Source organism: Mycolicibacterium chubuense (assembly GCF_001044255.1).
Taxonomy (GTDB): domain Bacteria; phylum Actinomycetota; class Actinomycetes; order Mycobacteriales; family Mycobacteriaceae; genus Mycobacterium; species Mycobacterium chubuense.
Window position 1 is genome coordinate 16,232 of record NZ_JYNX01000021.1, and the last position, 22,970, is coordinate 39,201.

Annotated in this window: 22 protein-coding genes; 18 read left to right on the forward strand and 4 right to left on the reverse strand. The window is 69.7% G+C overall.

The window, feature by feature from the left end:
- Positions 1-9: 9 nt before the first annotated feature.
- The 4 genes from MCHUDSM44219_RS05310 to MCHUDSM44219_RS05325 all read left to right on the forward strand — a co-directional run bounded on the left by MCHUDSM44219_RS05310 (position 10) and on the right by MCHUDSM44219_RS05325 (position 4,126).
- Positions 10-873 (forward strand): GNAT family N-acetyltransferase, encoded by an 864-nt coding sequence (locus MCHUDSM44219_RS05310; protein WP_048417194.1) that lies wholly within the window; start codon positions 10-12, stop codon positions 871-873.
- A 47-nt stretch (positions 874-920) separates the two neighbouring features.
- Positions 921-1,538 carry a GNAT family N-acetyltransferase gene (locus MCHUDSM44219_RS05315; RefSeq protein WP_048417225.1) on the forward strand — a complete coding sequence of 206 codons (618 nt, stop codon included), beginning with the start codon at positions 921-923 and terminating at the stop codon, positions 1,536-1,538.
- Positions 1,539-1,671: 133 nt separating this feature from the next.
- Positions 1,672-3,486, forward strand: coding sequence for a penicillin-binding transpeptidase domain-containing protein (locus tag MCHUDSM44219_RS05320; RefSeq protein WP_048417195.1), 1,815 nt, complete (start codon positions 1,672-1,674; stop codon positions 3,484-3,486).
- Positions 3,487-3,517: 31 nt separating this feature from the next.
- Positions 3,518-4,126 (forward strand): DUF1707 SHOCT-like domain-containing protein, encoded by a 609-nt coding sequence (locus MCHUDSM44219_RS05325; protein ID WP_048417196.1) that lies wholly within the window; start codon positions 3,518-3,520, stop codon positions 4,124-4,126.
- A gap of 1 nt (position 4,127) precedes the next feature.
- Here MCHUDSM44219_RS05325 and MCHUDSM44219_RS05330 read toward each other — a convergent pair whose 3' ends face one another.
- Positions 4,128-4,514, reverse strand: a complete 387-nt coding sequence (locus tag MCHUDSM44219_RS05330) for a PaaI family thioesterase (protein WP_048417197.1) — start codon at positions 4,512-4,514, stop codon at positions 4,128-4,130.
- Between the two features lie 22 nt (positions 4,515-4,536).
- Here MCHUDSM44219_RS05330 and map point away from each other — a divergent pair, with 22 nt between their 5' ends.
- From map to MCHUDSM44219_RS05345, 3 genes are all read left to right on the forward strand, one after another.
- The gene (gene map / locus MCHUDSM44219_RS05335; RefSeq protein ID WP_048417198.1) at positions 4,537-5,394 is read left to right on the forward strand and encodes a type I methionyl aminopeptidase; all 858 of its coding nucleotides are present in this window, start codon (positions 4,537-4,539) and stop codon (positions 5,392-5,394) included.
- Positions 5,395-5,414: 20 nt separating this feature from the next.
- The gene (locus MCHUDSM44219_RS05340; RefSeq protein ID WP_048417199.1) at positions 5,415-6,074 is read left to right on the forward strand and encodes a hypothetical protein; all 660 of its coding nucleotides are present in this window, start codon (positions 5,415-5,417) and stop codon (positions 6,072-6,074) included.
- Positions 6,075-6,135: 61 nt separating this feature from the next.
- Entirely contained in the window at positions 6,136-6,699 is a 564-nt protein-coding gene (locus MCHUDSM44219_RS05345) for an alpha/beta fold hydrolase (protein ID WP_048417200.1), read from the forward strand.
- A gap of 7 nt (positions 6,700-6,706) precedes the next feature.
- Here the strand turns inward: MCHUDSM44219_RS05345 and ngg are convergent, their stop codons facing one another.
- The 3 genes from ngg to MCHUDSM44219_RS05360 form a co-directional block, all read right to left on the reverse strand.
- The gene (ngg, locus tag MCHUDSM44219_RS05350) at positions 6,707-8,446 is read right to left on the reverse strand and encodes an N-acetylglutaminylglutamine synthetase (RefSeq protein WP_048417201.1); all 1,740 of its coding nucleotides are present in this window, start codon (positions 8,444-8,446) and stop codon (positions 6,707-6,709) included.
- 53 nt (positions 8,447-8,499) lie between these two features.
- Positions 8,500-10,305 carry an N-acetylglutaminylglutamine amidotransferase gene (locus MCHUDSM44219_RS05355; protein ID WP_048417202.1) on the reverse strand — a complete coding sequence of 602 codons (1,806 nt, stop codon included), beginning with the start codon at positions 10,303-10,305 and terminating at the stop codon, positions 8,500-8,502.
- A gap of 141 nt (positions 10,306-10,446) precedes the next feature.
- Entirely contained in the window at positions 10,447-12,018 is a 1,572-nt protein-coding gene (locus MCHUDSM44219_RS05360) for an amino acid permease (RefSeq protein WP_048417203.1), read from the reverse strand.
- A 162-nt stretch (positions 12,019-12,180) separates the two neighbouring features.
- Here MCHUDSM44219_RS05360 and MCHUDSM44219_RS05365 point away from each other — a divergent pair, with 162 nt between their 5' ends.
- The 11 genes from MCHUDSM44219_RS05365 (at position 12,181) to MCHUDSM44219_RS05415 (ending at position 22,962) form a co-directional block, all read left to right on the forward strand.
- Complete coding sequence (locus MCHUDSM44219_RS05365; RefSeq protein ID WP_048417204.1) at positions 12,181-13,545, forward strand: glutamine synthetase family protein; 1,365 nt, start codon at positions 12,181-12,183, stop codon at positions 13,543-13,545.
- On the forward strand, positions 13,532-14,308 hold the full coding sequence (locus MCHUDSM44219_RS05370) for a gamma-glutamyl-gamma-aminobutyrate hydrolase family protein (protein WP_201778128.1): 777 nt from the start codon (positions 13,532-13,534) through the stop codon (positions 14,306-14,308). Before MCHUDSM44219_RS05365 ends, MCHUDSM44219_RS05370 begins: the two co-directional genes overlap by 14 nt.
- A complete protein-coding gene (locus MCHUDSM44219_RS05375; RefSeq protein WP_048417205.1) occupies positions 14,305-15,675 on the forward strand; it encodes an aldehyde dehydrogenase family protein in 1,371 nt (456 codons plus the stop codon). Before MCHUDSM44219_RS05370 ends, MCHUDSM44219_RS05375 begins: the two co-directional genes overlap by 4 nt.
- Positions 15,672-16,448 (forward strand): 3-oxoacyl-ACP reductase, encoded by a 777-nt coding sequence (locus MCHUDSM44219_RS05380; RefSeq protein WP_172506273.1) that lies wholly within the window; start codon positions 15,672-15,674, stop codon positions 16,446-16,448. The genes MCHUDSM44219_RS05375 and MCHUDSM44219_RS05380 overlap by 4 nt, the downstream gene beginning before the upstream one ends.
- Before the next feature lie 2 nt (positions 16,449-16,450).
- Positions 16,451-17,215, forward strand: coding sequence for a FadR/GntR family transcriptional regulator (locus tag MCHUDSM44219_RS05385; RefSeq protein ID WP_236695361.1), 765 nt, complete (start codon positions 16,451-16,453; stop codon positions 17,213-17,215).
- Positions 17,216-17,235: 20 nt separating this feature from the next.
- Complete coding sequence (locus tag MCHUDSM44219_RS05390) at positions 17,236-17,556, forward strand: ArsR/SmtB family transcription factor (protein ID WP_172506250.1); 321 nt, start codon at positions 17,236-17,238, stop codon at positions 17,554-17,556.
- Positions 17,557-17,570: 14 nt separating this feature from the next.
- The gene (locus MCHUDSM44219_RS05395; RefSeq protein ID WP_053081193.1) at positions 17,571-18,350 is read left to right on the forward strand and encodes a GntR family transcriptional regulator; all 780 of its coding nucleotides are present in this window, start codon (positions 17,571-17,573) and stop codon (positions 18,348-18,350) included.
- Between the two features lie 53 nt (positions 18,351-18,403).
- The gene (locus MCHUDSM44219_RS05400; protein WP_048417207.1) at positions 18,404-19,336 is read left to right on the forward strand and encodes a choline kinase family protein; all 933 of its coding nucleotides are present in this window, start codon (positions 18,404-18,406) and stop codon (positions 19,334-19,336) included.
- Positions 19,337-19,353: 17 nt separating this feature from the next.
- Complete coding sequence (locus MCHUDSM44219_RS05405) at positions 19,354-21,816, forward strand: GcvT family protein (protein ID WP_048417208.1); 2,463 nt, start codon at positions 19,354-19,356, stop codon at positions 21,814-21,816.
- Between the two features lie 79 nt (positions 21,817-21,895).
- Complete coding sequence (locus tag MCHUDSM44219_RS05410; protein WP_048417209.1) at positions 21,896-22,603, forward strand: energy-coupling factor ABC transporter permease; 708 nt, start codon at positions 21,896-21,898, stop codon at positions 22,601-22,603.
- Positions 22,600-22,962, forward strand: a complete 363-nt coding sequence (locus MCHUDSM44219_RS05415; protein ID WP_048417210.1) for a PDGLE domain-containing protein — start codon at positions 22,600-22,602, stop codon at positions 22,960-22,962. Before MCHUDSM44219_RS05410 ends, MCHUDSM44219_RS05415 begins: the two co-directional genes overlap by 4 nt.
- Positions 22,963-22,970: the final 8 nt, after the last annotated feature.

Consider the following 22,970-nt stretch of genomic DNA (forward strand, 5'->3'; position numbering starts at 1 on the left):
AGAGTCCAGATGTCGGCTCCTCCGCTTTTTCGCCTCGTTGACGAGCGAAGGGTGTCGGTGGTGCGCGACATCCGCGACATGACCGCCGTCCGTCAGGTCCTCGACGACGACCCGGTGGCCTCCTGCATGGTCGCCTCCCGCGTTGCCGAGCACGGCATCGAGCCGTCGGCCATCGGCGGCGAACTGTGGACGCGGCGGCGTGCCAGCGAATCGCTCTGCTACGCCGGGGCCAACCTGATCCCGTTGCGTGGCGCCGCCGGTGACCTGAATGCGTTCGCCGACAAGGCGATGAGCACGTCACGGCGGTGCTCGTCGCTGGTGGGCCGCGCCGAACTCGTGCTGCCGATGTGGCAGCGACTGGAGCCTGTGTGGGGGCCGGCCCGCGACGTGCGCGCGCACCAACCGCTGATGGCGCTCGGCACCGCACCCGCCTGTGCCGTCGACCCGGCGGTGCGGCAGGTGCGGATGGAGGAACTCGACGCCTACCTCGTCGCCGCGATCGACATGTTCATCGGCGAGGTCGGGATCGACCCCCGGATCGGTGACGGCGGCCGGGGCTACCGCCGCCGGGTCGCCGGGCTGATCGCGGCGGGGCGGGCGTGGGCCCGGTTCGATCGCGGACAGGTGGTGTTCAAGGCCGAGATCGGTTCGCAGTCTCCGGCGGTGGGCCAGATCCAGGGAGTCTGGGTGCATCCCGACTTCCGGGGCCGGGGCATGGGCACCGCGGGCACCGCGACGGTCGCCGCGGCCGTCGTGGGCAGCGGTCGCATCGCGAGCCTGTACGTCAACAGCTTCAACACCGTCGCCCGCGCCACCTACGCGCGCATCGGGTTCACCGAGATCGCCTCGTTCGCCACGGTGCTGCTCGATTGACGGCCGAACAGGATGCGGCGGTGCAGCGCAAGGTCGTCGCCGACGCGATGGTGGCCGCGCTGGAACGGCGGCACGAGGTGCTCGACGCGGTCGTGGCCTCCGAGGACTACGACGCGGCGATCGAGGCGCTCGCCGATCTGCTCGACACGTCGGCCGACGCGGCCGAAGCGGTGCTGAGGCTGTCGTTCGATCGCCTGACCCGGGTGTCACGGCGCCGGATCGCCGCGGAGTTGGACACGCTGACCAGTCAGCTCGCCACCCCCGGTGCGGCTGAGCAGACGCCTGGCTCGTCGCGGCGTCTGCGACTGCGGCCGTTCAGTCCCGACACCGACCGCGACATCTTCGCCGCCCGCACCCGCGACATGCGTTCGGCCGGTGACGGCACCGACGCCCCGCCGCGCGATCTCGGCGACGAGATCCGCGACGCCGTCACCCGGGTCGCCGCCGAGGAGGCGGCGTGGCTGGTCGCCGAGGTCGGCGCCGCCAAGGTGGGGATGGTGTTCGGGGAACTGTGCGGCGGCGAGGTCGACGTGCGCATCTGGATTCACCCGGAGCACCGCAAGCAGGGCTACGGCACCGCGGCGCTGCGCACCTCGCGCTCGGAGATGGCGGCCTATTTCCCGGCGGCGCCGCTGGTGGTGCGCGCCCCCGCTGCCGGCGCATAACCGCTTTCCCGCCCACCGAGATCGACGAAAAGGTCGCTTCTTCTCGCCCGTTCACGCCCAAACGTCGGTTTGGGCGCAACGGTGCGGTGCGCCTCCGTCGAAACCGGATCGTTACTTCTTAACATCTGTCCCAATGGCAACAAGAGTCTCATCCGTATCGACCGCGGCGTCGCTCGTCGCGGTCGTCGTCCTGGTCCTGTCGCTCGGGGCCTGCACGCCCCGGCCCAACGGTCCCGAGCCCACCGCCGAAGAGTTCTTCGCCGCGCTGGCCACCGGTGACACCGGGGCCGCCGCCGCGCTGGCCGACCGTCCCGACGACGCCCGCGCCGCGCTCAACGAGGCCTGGGCCGGTCTGCAGGCCACGGGCCTGGACGCGCAGATCCTCAGCTCCAAGTACGCCGAGGACACCGGCAGCATCGCCTACCGCTACACCTGGCACCTGCCCAAGGACCGCACCTGGACCTACGACGGGCAGCTGAACATGGTCCGCGACGAGGGCCGCTGGCAGGTCCGCTGGAGTGCGACCGGCCTGCACCCGCGGCTGGGGGAGAATCAGACGCTGGCGCTGCGCGCCGACGCCCCGCCCCGCGCCTCGGTCAACGAACGCGGCGGCACCACCGTGCTGGTGCCCGGATTCCGCTACGCGTTCGCGCTCGACGCGAAGGCCGCCGGCGAGAACCTGATGCCGACGGCGCGCACGGTCGCCGACGCCCTGCGCCGCTTCGACAACACACTCGACCCGCAGCGGCTCGCCGAACAGGCCAGCTCGACCAAAGGCCCACTGAGCCTGATGACGCTGCGCCAAGCCGACCGCGACGCGGTGGTCGGCGCCCTGGGCGCGCTGCCCGGCGTGGTCATCACCCCGCAACCCGAGATGGTGCCCACCGACGAACACTTCGCGCCGGCGCTCGTCGACGAGGTCAGGAAGACCGTCGCCGACGAACTGGACGGATCCCCGGGCTGGCGGGTCGTGACCGTGAATCAGAACGGCGTCGACGTCGACGTCCTCAACGAGGTGCCCGGCACGCCCGCCCCGTCGGTGAGCATCAGCCTGGACCGCGCCATCCAGAACGCCGCGCAGAACGCGGTCGACGTCACCGGCAAGCAGGCCATGATCGTCGTCATCAAACCGTCCACCGGCGAGATCCTGGCCGTCGCGCAGAACGCAGCCGCCGACCGCGAGGGACCGATCGCCACGATGGGCCTCTACCCGCCCGGGTCCACGTTCAAGATCGTGACGGCGGGCGCCGCGATCGAACGCGACATGGCCACCCCCAACACCCTGCTGGGCTGCCCCGGCCACCTCGACATCGGGCACCGGACCGTGCCCAACTACGGCGGATTCGACCTCGGCACGGTGCCGATGTCGCGGGCCTTCGCCAGCTCCTGCAACACCACTTTCGCCGAGCTGGCCAGCCGGATGCCGCCGCGGGGCCTGACCCAGGCCGCGTCGCAGTACGGCATCGGCCCGGACTACAAGATCGCCGGCATCTCGACGGTCAGCGGCTCGGTGCCTCCGACGGTGAACCTCACCGAACGCACCGAAGACGGCTTCGGTCAGGGCAAGGTGCTCGTCAGCCCGTTCGGGATGGCGCTGGCGGCCGCGACCGTCGCCGCAGGCCAGACCCCCGTGCCGCGCCTGATCGCAGGCCGCGACACCGAGATCACCGGCGACCGCCAGCCGATCCCGCCCAGCGTGGTCGACAATTTGCGCCCGATGATGCGCCTGGTGGTGACCAACGGCACCGCCAAGGACCTGCAGGGGGCCGGGGACGTGCGCGGAAAGACCGGCGAGGCGGAATTCGCGGGTGGCTCGCACTCCTGGTTCACCGGGTACCGCGGAGACATGGCCTTCTCGGCCCTGATCGTCGGGGGCGGCAGTTCGGAGTACGCGGTGCGCATGCTCAAGGGCATGCTCGATTCGCTGCCGCCTGACTACCAGGCCTGACGGCGGGCTCCAGCGGTACCGTGGAACGGTCATGACCGATATCAACCACGGCAGGCTGCCCGCCGAGATGCCCGAGATGCGGATCTCCGACGCGGACCGCAACGGGACCCTGCGCCGGCTGCACAACGCCGTCGCGCTCGGCCTGATCGACATCCAGGAGTTCGAGGAACGCTCGGCGATGGTGTCGCGGGCGCGGCTGCCGTCGGATCTCGACGCGCTCGTCGGCGACCTGCCCGGCCCGGGCGCGATCGTCGCGTCCGCGGCCGACCGGGTGGAACTGCGCGGTGTGATGGGTTCGCTCAAGCGGCAGGGCGCGTGGGTGGTGCCCACCCGGCTGGCCCTCTACCGGCGGATGGGATCGGTGGACCTCGACCTGACCCGCGCCCGGTTCGCCGGTCCGATCGTCATCATCGAGCTCGACATGAAGTTCGGCGGCCTGGATCTGCGGCTGCCCGACGGCGCCAGCGCCTCGATCGACGACGTCGAGGTCACCGTGGGCAGCGCCACCGACCATCGCAGAGATGCTCCGGCAGAAGGCAATCCGCACGTGGTGCTCACCGGCAAGGTGGTGTGCGGCTCGGTCGACATCCGCGGTCCGCAGAAGTCGTGGCGGGTGGGGCTGCCCCGCCGGGGCCGCTGACCTACGCGCTGTCGAGCACGGCGAAGCTCAGCGTGGCCCGCGCGGCCAGCCGGTCGCGTGCGACGTCGACGACGTCGACCGCGATGATCGACAGTCGGCGGCCCGCGCGCACCACCGTCGCCTCGGCGCGGGCGGGGCCCTCGAGGACCGGGGCCAGGAAGTGGACCGTCATGTCGGCCGTCGTGACATCCCGTCCGGGCCCGACCCGGCGGTCGGCGAGCCGGCCCGCCGCGACGTCGATCAGCGTCGCCACGAGGCCGCCCTGCAGCGCGCCACGGCGGTTGGTCAGATCGGGACGGTTGTCCAACTCGATGACCATCCGGTCGTCGGACTCCTCGATGTCGCGGAAGTTCAGTTGCGCGAACAGGTGTCCCGGGGTGACCTCCATGGCCGAACGCTAGCATTGCGTCATGTCTGTAAGGACCGCCCTCCGGCCCGGCACGGTGTCGCCGACACGGCCGGTGCCTGCGTCGATTCCCCGTCCCGAGTACGTGGGCAGGCCGACGGCGCAGGAGGGCTCGGAGCCGTGGGTGCAGACCCCGGAGGTGATCGAGAAGATGCGGGTGGCCGGCCGGATCGCCGCCGGCGCGCTCGCCGAGGCGGGTGCAGCGGTCGCCCCCGGCGTCACCACCGACGAACTCGACCGGATCGCCCACGAGTACATGGTCGATCACGGTGCCTACCCGTCGACGCTGGGTTACAAGGGCTACCCGAAGTCGTGCTGCACGTCGCTGAACGAGATCATCTGCCACGGCATCCCGGACTCGACGGTCATCGAGGACGGCGACATCGTGAACATCGACGTGACCGCCTACATCGACGGCGTGCACGGCGACACCAACGCGACCTTCCTGGCGGGCGACGTCTCCTCCGAACACCGGCTGCTCGTCGAACGCACCCACGAGGCCACCATGCGCGCGATCAAGGCGGTCAAGCCGGGCCGCGCCCTGTCGGTGATCGGACGGATCATCGAGGCGTACGCGAACCGGTTCGGCTACAACGTCGTTCGCGACTTCACCGGTCACGGCATCGGCACCACGTTCCACAACGGCCTGGTGGTGCTGCACTACGACCAGCCGTCGGTGCAGACCGTGATCGAACCCGGGATGACCTTCACGATCGAGCCGATGATCAATCTCGGCAGCCTGGACTATGAGATCTGGGATGACGACTGGACCGTGGCGACCCGGGACAGGAAGTGGACCGCCCAGTTCGAGCACACCCTGGTCGTCACCGACTCCGGCGCGGAGATCCTCACCGCGGCCTGAGACGTCGGTAGCCTGAAGCCATGATCCGGCGGGCCGCCTTCGCGACGGTCGCCCTGCTGCTGCTCGGCGGGTGCTCGCCGACGGTGGCCGGCACCGCGACCTGGCCCGGTGCGCGGTTGGACCGGGCGCTGCTGACCGCCGCCGACTTCCCGCCCGGTGTGCACTACGAACGCATCTCCAAGGATCCCGGCATGGCCGACGGTGCGGGTGGTCCGCCCCCGATGCTGTCGAAGCCCGAGGGCTGCACCGACGGGCTGACCCGCGACATCGCCGCCACCGCAGAGCGCGGTCCCGGCAGCGCCGCCGAGTACGTGGCCGCCTACGACGGCGCCCGCATGGTGATCACGGTGCTCACCTGGCCGCTGGACCTCGACCGGCTGGCCGCGACCGCGGCGCGGTGCGCGGAGTTCCAGACGTTCTTCGCGCCCACCGACCCCGGCATCCCGATGACCACCACCAGGCTGACGACGCCGCGGCCCGACGCATTGGTCTACGAGCAGACCATGCACCTGTCCGGCGCGGACAGCACGGTGTACTTCTCTTTCGAAAACCTCGGTGCCACGGCCGTGTTCGGCATCGCCTTCCCGACGAACGACCCGTCGATTCCGGTCAAAGGCACGCTGCCGCAGACATTTCTGGACGTCGTGTCCCGGCAGGCGGAACGCGCGCAGGCGCCGTGAGGGCGCCGCACGAGCGGCAAAACCGGCCCGCCGACTCCCGTCCGGCCTGTAGCGTGGCGCAATGCCCTCCCCCATGATCACCGTCGACGGCATCGGCGTACCCGTCGAGGTCGCCGGTCCGGAGAAGGGTTCGGTCGTGGTGCTGCTCGGCGCGGCGCAGAAGACTCCCGCCGCGTACGAAGCCGTGTGTCAGCGGCTGCACACCGCCTCGCTGCGCACCGTCGTCATCGGCCCCGATCCGCGACTCACCGCCAAATCGGTGATCGGCATTCTGGACGCGCTCGAAGTCCGGTGGGCGCTGCTCGTGGGGGACCGGTTCGGTGGGGAACTGGCCTGGGAACTCGCCGCCACCCGGCTCGATCGGTTCATCGGTCTGGTCGTCATCGACCGCGGCCACCCGCGGGTGGCCGATCTGTCGGGGGTGGTCCGTGACGAGCACTGCCCGCCGGTGGAGTTGAACACGACCGCTCTGGTGAGCTCGAGCGCCGCGCGGGCGGTCGCCAAGGCGAGCCAACGCTTCGTCTACGGCGAGTACCGGATCGTCGACCTGCTGGGGCGCCGTCAGGCCGCCGACTCGACGGCCCAGCTGGCGGCCGAGATCGTGATGCGCACCAGCACCTGGTGAGCGGACGTCAGGCCGGGGCGTCGTCGCCGCCGGCCGCCTCGCCCGGCGTCCACGCCGGCGGGATGCCGGGCTGGCCGGGGAACAGGAAGTCGACGAAAGCCTGTGCGGTGGGCTGAGGCTCGTGGTTGGCCAGCCCCGGACGTTCATTGGCCTCGATGAACACGTACTCCGGCCGGGTGACGTCGGGGACGAGCAGATCGATGCCCGTCACCGGGATACCGATCGCGTCGGCGGACGCCACCGCGACCCGGCACAGTTCCGGGTGCACGGTCGAGGTCACGTCGTGGATGGTGCCGCCCTGATGCAGATTGGCCGTCCGGCGCACCCGCAGTCGCTCGCCCTCGGGCAGGACGTCGTCGAACGCGTAACCGGCTTCGCGCACCGTGGTCTCGGTGACGACGTCGATCGGGATGCGTGACTCGCCACCGGTGGCGGCGGCGCGCCGCCGGCTCTGCGCCTCGATCAGTTCGGCGATGGTGTGCCGGCCGGTGCCGGTCACCTCGGCGGGCATCCGCAGCGCGGCGGCGACCACCTTCTTGTCGATCACCACCAGGCGCAGGTCGTCCCCCTCGGCGCGCTGCTCGATGAGCACCTCGGGATGCTGCTCGCGGGCCCGGGCCAGCGCCGCGTCGAGTTCCTCGGGGCCGTCCACTCCCACGGTGATGCCCTTGCCCTGTTCGCCGCGGGTGGGTTTGACCACCACGTCGCCCACCTCGGCGAGGAACTCGTGGTCGGCCTCGTCGAACGTGGCCAACCGGCCCTTCGGAACGGTGATCCCGGCCTCAGAGACGATGCGCCGCGTCAGGCGTTTGTCGTCGCAGCGGCTCATCGCCACCGCAGACGTGTACTCGGACAACGATTCCCGTGTGACGACGCTGCGCCCACCGTGCGACAACCGCATCTCACCGGCCTCGGCGTCGAGCACCTCGACCCAGATGCCGCGGCGCATCGCCTCGTCGGCGATGATCCGCGCGTAGGGGTTCAGGTCGTCGACGGTCTCGGGCGGGTGGGTGAACAACGGCTCGTTGATGGCGTTCTTGCGCTTGACCGCCATCACCGGCACGCGGCTGAAGCCGAGCTTCTCGTAGAGCGCGATCGCCGCGTTGTTGTCGTGGGTGACCGACAGATCCATGTAGGCGCGGCCGCGTTCGCGGTACAGCGACGCCAGGCTGCGGGTCAGCGCCGCGCCAACGCCGGGCAGCGTGGCCGCCGGGTCCACCGCGAGCGTCCACAGGCTCGACCCGTTCTCCGGATCGGCGAACAGGGTGGCGTGGTCGACGCCGGTGACCGTGCCGAGCACGGTGCCGTCGTCACCGACGGCGACCAGGTAGTCGACCGAGTGCTGGTTCTGATGGTTGTCCCACAGCACGTCGGTGGGCGCGGGCACCATGCCGCACCGGACGTAGACGCGGTTCATCGCGTCGGCGTCCTCGCGTGTCTGCAGCGCGCGGACGGTGAAGCCACTGCGCGGGGGGCCGGGATCCTCGGCGTCGGTGAACCGCAGCCGGTAGGTGTGGCTGGGGTCGATGAACAGCTCGGCGGGCGCCTTGGAGACCAGCACGTGCGGTTCGCGGGCGTAGATGCAGATGTCGCGGCGACCGTGCGCCTCCTCGCGCAGCACCTCCGCCAGCCGCCCCGGGTCGCTGAACGTCTGGCCGAAAATCAGCCTGCCCCAGCCCAGTTCGAGCACCACATCGTCGGCCATCGCGTCGACCATGTCGGGCGGTGAGGCCTCGTGCAGGGCCATCGTGATGGCCTCGGAGGGCTCGCCGGCCTGATCGGCCCTCGGGTCGAGACCCCTCACGCGGCGGGCCCGGTGATTCCGTGCTTCTGCAGCCACAACTCGAGCAGCGCGATCTGCCACAGTTCGTTGCCGCGCAGCGGCGTGAGTCTGCCGTTGGGGTCGGCCAGCAGCCGCTCCACAGCCTCGGGGCGGAACAACCCGCGCTCCTTGGCCGCCGGGGCGTACAGCGCATCGCGGACCAGATCGAGGTAGGGCCCCTCGAGGTGGGTCAGCGCCGGCACCGGGAAGTAACCCTTGGGCCGGTCGATCACCTCGGCCGGAATCACCTGGCGGGCAGCCTGTTTGAGCACGCCCTTGCCGTCGTGGGCGGTCTTGAGCTGCGGGGGGCAGGTGGCGGCGAGCTCCACCAGGTCGTGATCGAGGAACGGCACCCGGCCTTCGAGCCCCCAGGCCATCGTCATGTTGTCGACCCGTTTGACCGGGTCGTCGACCAGCATCACGGTGGTGTCGAGTCGCAGCGCGCGGTCCACCCCGGTCTGCGCGCCGGCCCGGGCGAAGTGCTCGGTGATGAACGCTTCACTCGGATCGTCGGCGGCGAGGTAGTTCCGCGACACCAGTTCGGCGTAGCCGGCCTGGTCGCGGTCGAAGAACGCGGCGCGGTAGCTGGCGACGGACCCTTCCAGCGACGCCGCGGCGGGCTCGCCCATCGGGGGATACCAGTGGTAGCCGGCGAACACCTCGTCGGCGCCCTGACCCGACTGGACGACCTTGACGTGCTTGGCCACCTCCTGACTGAGCAGGTAGAAGGCCACGCAGTCGTGGCTGACCATGGGCTCGCTCATCGCGCCGATCGCGCCGTCGAGGGCGGGCAGCATCCGGGCGGTGTCGATGCGGATCTGGTGATGGTCGGTGCCGAACCGCTCGGCGATGATGTCGGAGTACCGGAACTCGTCGCCGGCCACCCCGTTGACCGATTCGAACCCGATGGAGAACGTCTTGAGGCCGTGCTGGCCGGCTTCGGCGAGCAGGCCGACGATCAGGCTGGAGTCGACGCCGCCGGAGAGCAGGCAGCCGACCGGCACGTCGGCGACCAGCCTGCGCTTGACCGCCACCCGCAGCGACTCCAGAATCGCGTCCTCCCAGTCCTTTTCGGACCAGTCGGCGCGATCGTCACGGCGGGTGAAGTCGGGCTCCCAGTATGTCGTGATGGTGTGGCTGCCGTCGGGTTCGATCGCCATCAGCGAGGCCGGTGGCAGCTTGCGGACGCCGCGCAAGATCGTGTGCGGCGAGGGCACGACCGAGTGGAAGGTCATGTAGTGGTGCAGCGCGACGGGGTCGATCCGGGTGTCGATGTCGCCGCCCGCCAACAGCGCGGGCAACGACGATGCGAACCGGATCCGGTCGGCGGTCTCGGACAGGTACAGCGGCTTGATGCCGAGGCGATCGCGCCCGAGGAGTACCCGGCCGCTGTCGCGCTCGACGATCGCAAACGCGAACATGCCCTTGAGGCGGTCGACGAAGCGGTCACCCCATCGGTGGTAGGCCTTGATCAGGACCTCGGTGTCGCTGTGGGAGAAGAAGCGGTAGCCGTGGCCCGACAATTCGTCGCGCAGCTGTTCGTAGTTGTAGATGCAGCCGTTCCAGGCGATCGACAGCCCCAGTTCGGCGTCCACCATCGGCTGTGCGCCGGCCTCGGAGAGATCGATGATTTTGAGCCGCCGGTGGCCGAGAGCGACGCGGCCCTGAGACCACACCCCCGCCGCATCGGGGCCGCGAGGCACCATGACCTCGGCCATCGCGGTGACGGCTGGCACGTCCGGGCTTTTTCCGTCGAGGCGTACCTCGCCGGTGGCTCCACACACCTGTTCGACCCTACTCTGTTTCGGCGTTCCGATCAGTCCATGCAGCCGCGCTCCGACGCCCGGCGATGGGGATGTTTACCCCCGGTCCGGGCGGTCAAACGCGATCAGAGCATCAAGATCGAGATCCGCGTCACAGCGAGCTCAGGAGACCCCTCGCAGCTCGTCGTCCGAGAGCGTGACCTGCTTGATCGGGCCGGTGAACCAGTTCTTCACCGACACGTGCCAGTAGATGTAGAGCAGGATCAGCACGCCGCCGACCAGCAGCGGGGTGTAGTTGACGAACTTCCATTCGAAGCTGGGGTCCCACGGTGCGCCGCCGATCGACGTCGGGAACATCGCGATGATCGACGTCACGATGATCTCGATCAGGGCCAGCGGTGCCATCCACCGGTGGTGCCCGCGAAGGTTCCACCGGCCCAGCGGGAACGAGTCGCCGGCCTTCCACCGGAAGTAGATCGGCACCGCGAAGCACAGGTACAGGCCGACCACGCCGATCGAGACGACCGCGAAGAACGCGACGGGAACGGGCGCGCCGTTGATGTCCACCTCGACCAAGGCGGGCAGCGTGATGATCGCCGCGATGGTCGCGGTGACCATCACCGCGTTGGCCGGCACCCGTTTCGCGCTGAGCTTCGACCACAGCTGATGGCCGGGCACCGCGCGGTCACGGCTGAACGCGAACAGCATGCGCGACGCACTGGTCTGGCACGCGGTGGTGCAGAACAGCTGGCCGGCGGTGGAGACGAGCAGCACGATGCCGACCCACTTGGAGTCCATCGCCTGGGTGAAGATCGTGGCGACGGCACCACCGCCGGCGGTCACGCCGTCCACGTCCTGGACGGCGAACAGGAAGGTCAGCAGCAGGATCCAGCCGCCGATGGCGGAGTAGAGGATCGAGCGCCAGATGCCTTTGGCGGCGCCGTCGGCGGCGCTCTTGGTCTCTTCGGACAGGTGCGCCGATGCGTCGTACCCGGTGATCGTGTACTGCGTCAGGATCGCCGACATCGGGAGGACGAACAGCAGGAACGTCAGGCCCGACGTGGAACCGCCGAAGAAGCCCGTGTTGTTGACGGTGGTGGCGAACACCGTGGAGAAGCTGGCGTGCTGTTCGGGGATCAGCCACAGAATGGCGACGACCGCCAGGGCCCCGGCCACGTGCCACCACACCGAGATGTTGTTGATGACGGCGAGCAGGTGCGACGAGAAGATGTTGATCGTCGCCACGACGACCAGGATGACCAGGAACATGATGAAGGTGCGGGTCAGGCTGTAGCCGGCCAGCCAGGACTCGCTGAAGGTGCCCAGGGTCAGGTCCAGGAACGTCGCACTGCCGTAGGCCACCGACGCCAGGATGGCGATCAGCCCGATCAGGTTCAGCCAGCCGGTATAGAAACCCGCCTTGGGGCCGCCCAGTTTGGCTGCCCACCAATAGATCCCGCCCGAGGTGGGATAGGCGGACACCAGCTCGGACATGCACAGCCCGATGAGAAGGATGAAGACCGACACGATCGGCCAGCCCCATGCGATGGCGGCCGGACCGCCGTTGTTCCAGCCCAGGCCGAACGACGTGAAGCAGCCGGCCAGGATCGAGATGATCGAGAACGAGATCGCGAAGTTGCTGAATCCCGACCACGACCGCGACAGTTCCTGGGTGTAGCCCAGGCTCGCGAGGTGCCTCTCGTCGTCGTCTAGGTGTTCGTGGCCCTCGGGCACGGGAGACCTCCTGTGTGTGGAAAACAGCGCGACGGCCGGCGCCGGGCACCACAAGGGAGAATAGATCGCTATTGGTCTGGCGTCCTACCTTTGAACGTGGCAGTTTGGTGCGGGTGTGGGACGCCGGCGCACGACAACGACCGCGGGGAGAGTAGGACACTGATGGGCACACGAGGCATGCTGTCGCGATCTGAGCTGGAAAAGCTGGTCGAGGCGGGGGACATCGACACGGTGATCGTCGCGTTCTGCGACATGCAGGGCCGACTGACCGGCAAGCGCCTCTCGGCGCGGCTGTTCGTCGAGGACACCGCGGACCACGGCGCGGAAGCCTGCAACTACCTGCTGGCCGTCGACGTCGACAACAACACCGTCGACGGGTACGCGATCTCCAGCTGGGAGACCGGCTACGGCGACATGGTGATGACCCCCGATTTCGCCACGCTGCGGCTGGTGCCGTGGCTGCCCGGCACCGCGCTGGTGATGGCCGACCTCTCGTGGACTGACGGCCGGCCGGTGACCCAGGCGCCGCGCAGCATCCTCAACCGTCAGATCGACCGGCTCTCCGAGCGTGGCCTGGTGCCGTACGCGGCCACCGAACTCGAGTTCATGGTCTTCGACGACACCTTTCGCGGGGCTTGGGCGGCCGGCTACAAGGGCCTCACCCCAGCCACCGACTACAACATCGACTACGCGATGCTGGCCTCCACCCGGATGGAGCCGCTGCTGCGCGACATCCGGCTCGGCATGGACGGCGCGGGCATGTACTGCGAAGGCGTCAAGGGGGAGTGCAACCTCGGCCAGCAGGAGATCGGCTTCCGCTATGACCATGCGCGCACCACGTGTGACAACCACACGATTTATCGCAATGGGGCCAAGGAGATCGCCGATCAGCACGGCAAGAGCCTGACGTTCATGGCGAAATTCGATGAGCGCGAGGGCAACAGCTGCCACATCCACATCTCGCTGCGCGGCGAGGACGGCAGCGCGGTCTTCGCCGACCCCGACGCCGAGGACGGGATGACGCCGCTGTTCCGCAGCTTCATCGCCGGCCAGCTCGCAACCATGCGGGAGCTGAGCCTGTGTTACGCGCCGAACGTCAACTCCTACAAGCGGTTCGCCGAGGGCAGCTTCGCCCCGACGGCGATCGCGTGGGGCTTCGACAACCGCACGTGTTCGCTGCGGGTGGTCGGCCATGGCGCGGCGATGCGCATGGAGAACCGGGCGCCCGGCGGCGACGTCAACCAGTACCTCGCCGTGTCGGCGCTGATCGCGGGCGGCCTGTACGGCATCGAGAACGAGCTCGAGCTGCCCGAAGCGTTGTCCGGCAACGCCTACACCAGTGGTGCCGAGCGGCTGCCGACGACGCTGGCCGAGGCCGTCGAGCTGTTCGACAACTCGAAGGTGGCGCGGGACGCCTTCGGCGACGACGTCGTCGACCACTACCTCAACTACGCGCGCGTGGAGCTCAAGGCCTTCAACGCCGCGGTGACGGATTGGGAAAGGATGCGCGGCTTTGAGCGACTGTGAGGCCGTTCGCCCGGTGATCGGGCTGACCACCTACCTGCAGCAGGCACAGACCGGTGTCTGGGACGTGCGGGCCAGCTTCCTGCCTGCGATCTACTTCGAGGGCATCGGCCTGGCCGGCGGCATCTCGGTGCTGCTGCCGCCGCAGCCGGTGGACGACGCCATCGCCGACCGCGTCCTCGACGGACTCGACGGACTGATCATCACCGGCGGGCGCGACGTCGACCCGGCCGCCTATGGCGACGAGCGTCATCCCGCCACCGACGAGCCGGTCGCCGACAGCCGCACCCGTGACGCCTTCGAGTTGGCGCTGCTGCAGGCGGCGCTGCGCCGCGGCGTCCCGGTGCTCGGCATCTGCCGGGGCGCGCAGGTGCTCAACGTCGCGCTCGGCGGCACGCTGCACCAGCATCTGCCCGATGTCGTCGGGCACACTCGCCACCAGCAGGGCAACGCGGTGTTCTCCACCTCGACGATCACCACCGTCCCCGGCACCCGGGTGGCGGAGATGGTCGGACCGGACACCGAGGCGCAGTGCTACCACCACCAGGCCATCGACCGGCTCGGCGACGGTCTGATCGTCAGCGCCTCCGACAGCGACGGAGTGATCGAGGCCGTCGAGGTCGACCGCGACCGCCACCCCGGCCGGTGGGTGGTTGCCGTGCAATGGCATCCCGAGGAGCGGCTGGACGACCTGCGGGTGTTCGCGGGTCTGGTCGGCGCCGCAGCAGCACACGCATCCCAGAAAGCCCAGAAGGTGAGCGTATGACGACGTCCAGCGATGTGATCAACCCCGCGACCGAGGAACTGCTGCGCACCGTCGAGCAGACCGACGAGGCCGGGGTCGACGACGCGGTGGCCCGCGCCCGGGCGGCGCAGCGGCAGTGGGCCCGGCAGGCCCCGGCGGAGCGGGCGGCGGCGCTGCGCGCCTTCGCCGCGGTGGTCGACGCCCACGTCGAGGAGCTGGCCCAGCTCGAGGTCGCCAACTCCGGGCACCCGATCGGCAACGCCCGCTGGGAGGCGGGCCACGTCCGCGACGTGCTGCAGTACTACTCGGCGAGCCCGGAACGGTTGTCCGGCAAGCAGATTCCGGTCGCCGGCGGCCTGGACGTCACCTTCAACGAACCGCTCGGCGTGGTCGGCGTCATCACCCCGTGGAATTTCCCGATGACCATCGCGTCGTGGGGGTTCGCACCCGCGCTGGCCGCCGGGAACGCGGTGCTGGTCAAGCCGGCGGAGTGGACCCCGCTGACCACGATCCGGCTCGGCGAACTCGCCGTCGAGGCCGGCCTGCCGGCCGATCTGTTCCAGGTCGTGCCCGGTCGGGGCTCGGTGGTCGGGGAGCGCTTCGTCAGCCATCCCGACGTCCGCAAGATCGTGTTCACCGGTTCCACCGAGGTCGGCACCCGGGTGATGGCCGGCGCGGCGCAGCAGGTCAAGCGTGTCACGCTCGAACTGGGCGGCAAGAGCGCCAACATCGTGTTCGACGACTGCGACCTCGAGCGCGCCGCCGCCACCGCGCCCTACGGCGTGTTCGACAACTCGGGTCAGGACTGCTGCGCCCGCAGCCGGATCCTGGTGCAGCGCAATGTCTTCGATCGGTTCATGGAACTGTTCGAGCCTGCCGTCAAGGGCGTCGTGGTGGGCGATCCGCGCGCCGAGGGCACCGAGATGGGTCCGCTCGTGTCCAAGGCGCACTGGGAGTCGGTGGCCGGTTATGTCCCCGACGGGGCGCCGGTGGCGTTCCGCGGCGATGCGCCCACGGGCCCCGGTTACTGGTTCCCGCCCACGGTGCTGACGCCGCCGCGCGACGACCGCACCGTCACCGAGGAGATCTTCGGTCCTGTCGTGACGGTGCTGCCGTTCGACGACGAGGCGGACGCGATCGCGTTGGCCAACGACACCCCCTACGGACTGTCCGGCTCGATCTGGACCGAGAACGTGTCCCGCGCGCTGCGGGTCTCGCGCGCCGTGGAATCGGGCAACCTGTCGGTCAACTCGCACTCGTCGGTGCGCTACAGCACGCCGTTCGGCGGCTTCAAGCAATCCGGTCTGGGCCGCGAACTCGGCCCCGACGCCCCGCTGTCGTTCACCGAGACCAAAAACGTCTTCATAGCTGTTCAGGAGGAGCACTGATGGATTTGACCCAGCGTCTGGCGGGCAAGGTCGCCGTGATCACCGGCGGCGCCAGCGGCATCGGGCTGGCAACCGCCAAACGGATGCAGGCCGAAGGCGCCATCGTGGTCATCGGTGATCTCGACGAGGTCACCGGTAAATCCGTCGCCGACGACATGAACGTGACGTTCGTCCAGGTCGACGTCTCGGATCAGGTCGCGGTGGACCGCTTGTTCGACACGGCCGTCGAGGTGCACGGCGGGGTCGACATCGCGTTCAACAACGCCGGTATCAGCCCGCCCGAAGACGACCTGATCGAGAACACCGGCATCGACGCGTGGCAGCGGGTGCAGGACATCAACCTCAAGTCCGTGTTCTTCTGCTGCAAAGCCGCACTGCGGCACATGGTTCCGGCGCAGAAGGGCTCGATCGTCAACACCGCGTCGTTCGTCGCGGTGATGGGTTCGGCCACGTCGCAGATCTCCTACACCGCCTCGAAGGGCGGCGTGCTGGCGATGTCGCGCGAACTGGGCGTGCAGTACGCCCGGCAGGGCATCCGCGTCAACGCGCTGTGCCCCGGACCGGTCAACACCCCGCTGCTGCAGGAGCTGTTCGCCAAGGATCCCGAACGTGCCGCGCGCCGGCTGGTGCACGTGCCGGTCGGCCGGTTCGCCGAACCCGAAGAGCTCGCCGCCGCGGTGGCGTTTCTCGCCAGCGACGACGCGTCGTTCATCACGGCCTCGTCGTTCCTGGTCGACGGCGGGATCAGCGGCCACTACGTGACGCCGCTGTAAGCATGTCGGCCGACCCGGGCGCCGCCGACGAGCGCTTGCGCGAGGAGCGGACAGCTCATGAAGAGCAGACCGCCAGCGAGGCGCTGCTGCGTCCGGTGCGGCCGCTCAACGCCTTCGAGGACACCGTCGAGCGGCTGCTGCAGACGATTCGCCTGGGGGTGCTCTCCCCGGGCGAATCCCTGCCGCCGGAGCGGGAACTCGCCGCCCGGCTGGGCGTCAGCCGCGACACCGTGCGGGAGGCGATCAAGTCGCTCGCCGACGCCGGCTACCTGGTGTCGCGCCGCGGCCGCTACGGCGGCACCTTCCTGGCCGACGCGTTACCGGCACCCCGACCGGACGAGGCCCGCTTCAGCGAAGCCGAGATCACCGATGCGATGCGGCTGCGGGAGATCCTCGAGGTGGGGGCGGCCCGGATGGCGGCGGGGCGGACGCTGACCGCCGCCGACCGGGAGGCGCTGTGGAGCCGACTCGCCGATGTCCGCGGTGCCGCGCCGGAGGACTACCGGCGGCTGGACTCGCGGCTGCACCTGGCGATCGCCGAGGCCGCCGGCGTGCCCTCGCTGGTCCCGCTCGTCGCGCAGAACCGGATGCGGCTCAACGAACTCCTCGACTGCATCCCGCTGCTGGCGCGCAACATCGCCCACTCCGACGAGCAGCACGAGGCGATCGTGCTGGCGATCCTGGCCGGGGACGCAAAGCGCGCCGCGCAGACGATGACGGCCCACGTCTGGGGCTCGGCCGCCCTTCTTCACGGATTCCTGGACTGACGCCGGTTAGATTAACTTCCGTGGAGGATGCCGAACTGGTCGAACGCGCGTCGTCGGCGCTGGCCGAGGTCGACACCTCCGGCTGGGCGCAGCGCTTCGACCTGGTCTCGGATCCGCACCGCCTGGAGATCCTGCTCTGCCTGCACCGCTCACCCGGCATCTCCGTCAGCGATCTGGCGGCCGCGCTCGGCCGCTCCGAGAACGCGGTGTCCCAGGCGCTGCGGGTGCTCCGCCAGCAGGGCTGGGTGAGCAACACCCGCGAGGGCCGCTCGGTGCGCTATCGCCTCGACGACGACACCGTCCACGATCTGCTGCACTGGATCGGGGCCCGGCACGGGTGAGTTCCGGTGACGAGGTGACGCGGGTGCTGAGCATCGGCGAGCCGCCGCTGGCGCCGGGTCCGCGACTCGACGGCGGGTCCGACCGGCCGGTGCACGCCCGCATCGCGGCGTGGCTGCAGGGCCTGATCGACTCCGGCGGGCTGGTGCCCGGCGACAAGTTGCCGCCCGAGGTCGAGATCGCCACCGCACTCGGCTGCAGCCGGATGACGTTGCGCCAGGCGCTCGGCGCGCTGGAGCACAAGGGCCTGATCGACCGGCGCCGCGGCCGGTTCGGCGGAAACTTCGTCTCCACACCGCGCTTCGAGTTCGACCACGCCAGCCTGCCCGGCTTCACAGAGCAGATGCGTCGTTTCGAGGTGGAGCCCGGCGCTGAGGTTCTCAGAGCGCACACCGGCCGCCCCGATGCCGAGGTCAGCGGGGCGTTGGGGCTGCGGCGCACCGACGAGGTGCATCAGATCATGCGCGGGCGTACCGCCAACGGCGAACCGATCGTGCTCGAGGAGGCCTACCTGCCCGCGGCGGTGTTCCCCGACCTGCTCTCCAGGGACCTGGGCGGATCGCTGTACGCGCTGATGCGGGAGTACGGCCACGGTCCGTCGTCGGCCGACGAGCGGATCGAGGCCACCCCGGCGACCGTCGAGCAGGCCCGTATCCTCGGTGTGGAGCCGGGCAGTCCGCTGCTGCTGATCGTGCGAACGTCGTTCGCCGACAACGGGGTTGCGGTGGAGTTCTCCCGCGACTACCACCGGTCCGACCGCACCGCGATCCGCGTCCGCTCCCGTGCCGACGGGTGATCCGGGGCGGTTGAAGTCTAGACCTTTGAGGTGGCCCCGTTTACAGTGAAGCGATGTCGTCACCGCTCACCGACGATCACCTCGACGGGCTGTTCGAGCAGATTCCGTTGCTGGCCGGTCGTGCGCGGACGCTGGAGGAACTGTCGGGCGGTCTGACCAACCGCAACGTGAAGATCACCACCGCCGATGCGGTCTACGTCGCCCGCTGCGTCGACACCGAGCGCAACCTTCTCGGCATCGACCGCGACCACGAGCATGCGAACAGTGTCGCCGCCCATCGCGCCGGCGTCGGCGCACCCGTGCTGGACTACCGGCCCGACCTCGGCGTGCTGCTGCTCGGCTATCTCGAGGGAAAAACGCTGGAGAACAACGACTTCCAGCGCGACGGTGTGATCGCCAGGGCGGCCGCGGCGGTGCGCACGCTGCACCGCGGGCCCCGCTTCGTCAACCGGTTCGACATGTTCGAACGTCAGCCCGCGTACCTGCAGACCTGCCGCAGCCGGGGCTTCGCGATCCCAGCGGACTACCACGACCACGCCGAGGCCTTCGCCGCCGCGCGACGGGTGCTGACGGCCACCGACGACGCCGAGGGCTCGCTGGTGCCGTGCAACAACGACCTCCTCGCGGGCAACTTCATCGAGCACGGCGACCGGATGTACCTGATCGACTACGAGTACTCGGGCAACAACGACCCCTGTTTCGAGCTCGGCAACATCTGGAGCGAATGCGGGCTGAGCCTCGACCAGCTCGACGAACTCGTCACGAGCTATCACGGCCGCCGCCTGCGACACAAGACCGCCCGGGCCCATCTGCAGGGCATCGTCGCCAAGTACGGCTGGACGCTGTGGGGCTGCATCCAAAATGGTTCCAGCGCCTTGGAATTCGACTTCTGGGCCTGGGCGATGGAGCGCTACGAGGCCGCGGTCGCCGAATTCCGCCACCCCGGCTATCCCCGGCTCCTCGACGACGTCGCGGCGCCCGACTGAAGGAGACACCACCGCTCATGGCCTCTGCCGCACCGCTGCCGTCGCGCACCCACGCCGTCATCATCGGCGGGGGAGTGATCGGCACCAGCGTCGCCTATCACCTGACCCGCCTGGGCATCACCGACGTGGTGCTCCTCGAGCAGGGCCAGCTCTCCAGCGGAACCACCTGGCACGCAGCCGGACTCGTCGGGCAGTTGCGCGCATCGGAAGGCATGACCCGGCTCGTGCAGTACTCGACCACGCTGTACGCCGAGCTGGAGGCCGAAACCGGGCTCTCGGCGGGATACAAGCAGTGCGGGGGCGTCACCGTCGCGCGCACCGAGGACCGCATGGAGCAACTGCGCCGCACCGCCGCGAACGCGGCCGCGTTCGATCTCGAGTGCGAACTGCTGAGTCCCGCAGAGGCTCTCGAGCACTACCCGGTGATGCGGACCGACGACCTCGTCGGCGCGATCTGGCTGCCCGCCGACGGCAAGGCCAATCCGACCGACCTGACCTACGCGCTGGCCAAGGGGGCGCGGATGCGCGGCGCCCGGATCGTCGAGAAGACCCGGGTGCTCGACGTGCTCACCACCGACGGGGCGGTGCGGGGCGTCCGCACCGACGCCGGCGACATCGAGGCCGAGATCGTCGTCAACTGCGCCGGGCAGTGGGCCAAACAGGTGGCCGCGATGGTCGGCGCGAACGTGCCGCTGCACTCCGCCGAGCACTTCTACGTCGTCTCCGAGCCTATCGCCGGAGTGCACCCCGACCTGCCGATCCTGCGCGACCCCGACGGCTACACCTACTTCAAGGAAGAGGTCGGCGGCCTGGTGATCGGCGGGTTCGAGCCCGAGGCGAAGCCGTGGGTGTCACCGGATGCGATCCCGTACCCGTTCGAGTTCCAGCTCCTCGACGAGGACTGGGAGCACTTCGAGATCCTGATGAACAGTGCGCTGCTGCGCATCCCGGCGCTGGAGAGCACCGGCATCAAGAAGTTCTACAACGGTCCGGAGAGCTTCACGCCCGACAACCAGTTCATCCTCGGCGAGGCGCCCGAATGCCGGAACTTCTTCGTCGGCGCCGGCTTCAACTCCGTCGGCATCGCCACCGCCGGCGGCGCGGGCCGGGCGCTGGCCGAGTGGATCGTCGAGGGAGCGCCGACGACCGACCTGACCGGGGTGGACATCCGCCGGTTCGCGCCGTTCAACGGCAACAACCGGTGGCTGCACGACAGGGTCGCCGAGGTCTTGGGCATCCACTACGAGATCCCCTGGCCGAACCGAGAGATGACGACCGCGCGACCGTTCCGCCGCTCGCCGGTGCACCACCTTCTGGACGCCGCCGGCGCCAACTTCGGCAGCAAGATGGGCTGGGAGCGCGCGAACTTCTTCGCCCCCCAGGGCCAGGCCCCGGTGATCGAGTACACCTGGGGCACACCGAACTGGCTGCCGTGGTCGGCCGCCGAGCAGCGCAGCACGCGCACCGGTGTGACGGTGTTCGACCAGACGTCGTTCTCCAAGTACGTCATCGTCGGGCGTGACGCCGAGGCCGCCCTGCAGTGGCTGTGCACCGCCGACGTGGCCGTCCCGGTGGGGCGGTCGGTGTACACCGGCATGCTCAACGCGCGCGGCACCTACGAAGCCGACGTCACCGTGACCCGCACCGCCGCCGACGAATTCCTGATGGTCAGCAGCGCGGCCACCACCGAGCGCGACAAGGACCACATCCGGCGCCACCTGCCCGTCGGGGCGGACGCCCACGTCGTCGACGTCACGTCGTCGTACGCGGTGTTCGGTGTCATGGGCCCACGCTCGCGCGACCTGTTGTCGGTACTCACCGACGCCGACCTCTCCGATGCCGCGTTCCCGTTCGGCACCAGCCGGGTGATCCCGCTCGGGTACGCGACGGTGCGCGCCACCCGCATCACCTACGTCGGCGAACTCGGCTGGGAGCTCTACGTTCCGGCCGAGTTCGCGGTCGGGGTGTACGAGGACCTGATGGCGGCCGGCGAGCCGCTGGGCGTGGCGCGCGGCGGGTACTACGCCATCGAGTCGTTGCGACTGGAGAAGGGCTACCGCGCGTTCGGGCGCGAACTCTCGCCGAGTGAGAACCCCGTCGAGGCGGGGCTGCTGTTCGCCTGCAAGCTGGGCACCGACATCGGCTTCCTCGGCCGCGACGCCGTCGAACGCGCCCGGGCGCAGGGTCCGCGCCGCAAGCTGGTCGGCTTCCGTGTCGAGACTCCGGGCCCGATGCTCTGGGGCGGGGAACTGATTCTGCGCGACGGCGCGGTCGCGGGGCAGGCGACGTCGGCGGCCTGGGGGGAGACGACCGGTGCGTGCGTCGGGCTGGCGTATCTGCGGGCGGGCGACGGTGCGGTCATCGATGGGGACTGGGTGCGCAGCGGCGACTACCAGGTCAGCGTCGGCGGTGTGCTGCACCCGATCTCGGTGTCGCTGCGCCCGCTCTACGACCCGGCGGGGGAACGGGTGCGGGGCTGATCACCTGCCCGTCCGGACAGGTGACCCCTGCTCATCTGATCAGCTAGACAGATGATCAGATGACCCATACGCTCGCGATGTGAACGTCCACTACCAGGCGATGCACATGAGCGACGGCATCGTCAACGCCCCGGTGTCGGTCCTGTTCGCGGCGATCGCGCTGACCGCCCTGGGACTGTGCGCGTGGCGTGCGCGCGAGGAACTCGACGAGCGCACGGTGCCGCTGGCGGGACTGGTCGCCGCGTTCATCTTCGCCGTGCAGATGGTGAACTTCCCGATCCTGCCCGGGGTCAGCGGTCACCTGCTCGGCGGTGCGCTCGCGGCCATCCTGGTCGGGCCGTTCACCGGTGCGCTGTGCGTCGCGATCGTGCTCGTGGTGCAGTCGCTGCTGTTCGCCGACGGCGGGGTCACCGCGCTGGGCACCAACATCACCAACATGGCGTTGATCGGCGTGGCCGCCGGATACGGCACCGCCCTGCTGAGCTACCGGATGGTGCGCCGCATCCGCGGTGAGGTGTCAGTGCCCGCGGTCGGCGTCGTCGCCTTCTGCTCGGCGGTGGTGGGCACCGTCTGCGCCGCGATGGGCTTCGTGCTGGAGTACTCCCTCGGCGGGGCGGGCTCCTCCTCGCTGGGCACGGTGGCCGCCTACATGTTCGGCACCCACGTGCTGATCGGCATCGGTGAGGGCATCATCACCGCGCTCACCGTGGTGGCTGTCGTGCGGGCGCGACCCGACCTGGTGTACCTGCTGCGGACCAACCGCATCGCGGCCGAGGTGCCGGCATGACGGCCCGCTGGCGGTTCTGGGTCGGCTTCGCGGTGGTGACGCTGCTGATCGCCGGCGGGTTGTCCTACCTGGCCAGCTCGAGCCCCGACGGCTTGGACTCCGCCACCCTGCAGGGCTGCCAGGTGATCGAGACCCCGCAGGGCGAACAGTTGCAGGGTGACTGCATCGCCCAGCATGCCGACTCCCACGCGCTGGCGCACTCGCCACTGGCCGACTACACCGTGGGCGGGCGCGACGGCACCAACGGCGTGGCCGGCATCGCCGGAGTGGCCGTGACGGTCCTGGTCGCCTTCGGTGCGTTCTGGTTGATCGCGCGCTCCCGCGGCGCGTCGGCATCAGCACCCGTCTCCGACGACTGACGCGGCCT

Coding starts and splice junctions, on each gene's coding strand:
- MCHUDSM44219_RS05310 (WP_048417194.1), top strand. CDS start 10: ATGTCGGCTCCTCCGCTTTTTCGCCTCGTTGACGAGCGAAGGGTGTCG.
- MCHUDSM44219_RS05315 (WP_048417225.1), top strand. CDS start 921: ATGGTGGCCGCGCTGGAACGGCGGCACGAGGTGCTCGACGCGGTCGTG.
- MCHUDSM44219_RS05320 (WP_048417195.1), top strand. CDS start 1,672: ATGGCAACAAGAGTCTCATCCGTATCGACCGCGGCGTCGCTCGTCGCG.
- MCHUDSM44219_RS05325 (WP_048417196.1), top strand. CDS start 3,518: ATGACCGATATCAACCACGGCAGGCTGCCCGCCGAGATGCCCGAGATG.
- MCHUDSM44219_RS05330 (WP_048417197.1), bottom strand. CDS start 4,514: ATGGAGGTCACCCCGGGACACCTGTTCGCGCAACTGAACTTCCGCGAC.
- map (WP_048417198.1), top strand. CDS start 4,537: ATGTCTGTAAGGACCGCCCTCCGGCCCGGCACGGTGTCGCCGACACGG.
- MCHUDSM44219_RS05340 (WP_048417199.1), top strand. CDS start 5,415: ATGATCCGGCGGGCCGCCTTCGCGACGGTCGCCCTGCTGCTGCTCGGC.
- MCHUDSM44219_RS05345 (WP_048417200.1), top strand. CDS start 6,136: ATGCCCTCCCCCATGATCACCGTCGACGGCATCGGCGTACCCGTCGAG.
- ngg (WP_048417201.1), bottom strand. CDS start 8,446: ATGGCCCTGCACGAGGCCTCACCGCCCGACATGGTCGACGCGATGGCC.
- MCHUDSM44219_RS05365 (WP_048417204.1), top strand. CDS start 12,181: ATGGGCACACGAGGCATGCTGTCGCGATCTGAGCTGGAAAAGCTGGTC.
- MCHUDSM44219_RS05375 (WP_048417205.1), top strand. CDS start 14,305: ATGACGACGTCCAGCGATGTGATCAACCCCGCGACCGAGGAACTGCTG.
- MCHUDSM44219_RS05385 (WP_236695361.1), top strand. CDS start 16,451: ATGTCGGCCGACCCGGGCGCCGCCGACGAGCGCTTGCGCGAGGAGCGG.
- MCHUDSM44219_RS05400 (WP_048417207.1), top strand. CDS start 18,404: ATGTCGTCACCGCTCACCGACGATCACCTCGACGGGCTGTTCGAGCAG.
- MCHUDSM44219_RS05405 (WP_048417208.1), top strand. CDS start 19,354: ATGGCCTCTGCCGCACCGCTGCCGTCGCGCACCCACGCCGTCATCATC.
- MCHUDSM44219_RS05415 (WP_048417210.1), top strand. CDS start 22,600: ATGACGGCCCGCTGGCGGTTCTGGGTCGGCTTCGCGGTGGTGACGCTG.